At 71.0% G+C, this 1,795-nt stretch carries 1 protein-coding gene and 1 pseudogene; both read right to left on the bottom strand.

The genetic code is table 11. The annotated features are described in order from the left end of the window. Positions 1-771: pseudogene (locus tag QR77_RS48480) on the bottom strand (hypothetical protein); the annotation flags it as partial. Positions 772-842: 71 nt separating this feature from the next. Continuing rightward, positions 843-1,616, bottom strand: coding sequence for a DUF4097 family beta strand repeat-containing protein (locus tag QR77_RS10375; protein WP_040021149.1), 774 nt, complete (start codon positions 1,614-1,616; stop codon positions 843-845). Positions 1,617-1,795 lie beyond the last annotated feature (179 nt).

Here is a 1,795-nt window from a genome sequence, read left to right as displayed (position 1 = left end):
CAGCCGCTCCGCCTCGGCCCGTACCGCCTCGGCGTCGCGCAGCACCTGGTCGGCCCGCTGGAGCGTCTCCGGCACGCCGTGCGCCCCCGCGCCCTGGTTGAGCTTGGTCAGCTCGGGCGCGAGCGCGGCGAGCCGGCCGGCGAGATCGTCGGCGCGCAGCCCTGAGCCACGTACGGCGTCGAGCGCGTTACTCGCGGCGAGCAGCCCCTGCCGGGCGCGCTCCACGGCGGGAGCGAGCCGCGCGAGCTGTGTCTCCGCCTTGTCGAGCAGCGGACCGAGCCCCTGCTCGAACCGGTCGAGGTCGGCCCTGACCCGCTTCAGCTCGTCCTTGGCCTTGGTGAGGTCGTTGTGCGCCTTGGTCGCCGCCGACAGCTCCAGATCGTGCCGGTCCAGGTCATGGGCGTCGACAGCGGTGATGTACCCGCTGCTCGCCTCGTCGATCCGGCGGCCGAGCGCGGCGAAGTCGTCGGCGGCCTTACGGGCGCCGGGCGAGCTGTCCACGGCCGTGATCGTCTCGATCGAGATCCGCAGATCGCGCTGCGCCGTGTCCAGCTCGTAGAAAGCGGCGGCCGCGTCGTCCTTCGCGGCCTGCGCCGCCGCCCGCTGGCTCTCGCCGCGGTTACCGCCGAACCAACGCCGCGTACCCCCTCCGGCGAACGCCCCCGGCAGTACGGCGGCGATCAGCGGCAGCGGCAGCAGCATCAGCGTGAGGGCATCACGGACGGCGCTCGCCTTCGCTCTTGCGTTCGGCCGCGCGTGTGTTGCCGTCACATGCCTCTCCCGTAATGAGTTCGCCCCGAGGGTTCATTCTCCCACCAGGTAAGGACGAACACACGGGCCGGTCAGTTCACGGTTCGGACAGTGACTTGTCCGTTGGAGCTGTGCGCCTTCAGGACGTGGGCACTGTTTGAGCTGGTCGGCACGTCCACATCGACCGAGCCGTTGTTGCTCCGGGCCGTCACCGCGTACTTCGTGTCCGAAGCGGGCAGGTCGATCACGATCTTGCCGTTGTCACTCACCGTGTCCACCAGGTCCGGTACGGCGGACAGCGCGAGCTGGACCGATCCGTTGTTCGAGTGCGCGTGGACGGACGTGGCGGTGATCCGCGCGGTCGAGATCTTCCCGTTGTCGCTGGTCAGGCGCAGCGGCCCGCTGGAGTCCCTGACCGTGACGGAGCCGTTGTCCGAGTCCAGCGTCAGCGGGGTGTCGAACCCGGAAGCGGTCACGCTCCCGTTGTCCCCGTTGACCGTCACGGCGACCCCGCGCGGCACCTTCACCTCGTTCCGCGCGTTGCAGTCGCTCACCAGGGCCTCGCACTTCAGCCGCAGCGTGAGCGTGTCGCCGGACATCTTCCAGCTCGCGTTGGGCCCGCTCCCCAGCACGACCCACCCGTCGACCTGCCGCGCCACCTCGACGTCCTTGACATCGGCGGGCACCAGCGTCAGGGCGGAGTTCTCGGCGTCGATGGTCAGCGCCTTCCCCCCGAACGCGAACGACCGGTGCTCGACGGGCGCGTCCGACACGTCGGAGCCGCCACAGCCACTGACGGCGAGCGCGACGACCACGGCCCCGCCGGCGGCGAGAAGCGTCCGAGTACGGTTCCGGTTAGCGGTCACGGTGACTCATCCCCCAGATAACGATCAGCTCCACCCCCACGGCTTCGCCACGCCTCACACGGTACGAGCGCCCGCCCCGCCCAGCCGATCCGGCGGCCCACCGTCCCTGGGGTGGGGATAGCCCCCGTAGACGCGCCGCCCGCGCGCCGCCCGCGCCGGCGCTCACTGAACTGCCGCCA

Source organism: Streptomyces sp. 150FB (assembly GCF_000818195.1).
Lineage (GTDB): Bacteria > Actinomycetota > Actinomycetes > Streptomycetales > Streptomycetaceae > Streptomyces.
Note: the sequence above shows the minus strand (reverse complement) of the source record. Positions and strands in the feature narration are given on the sequence as shown.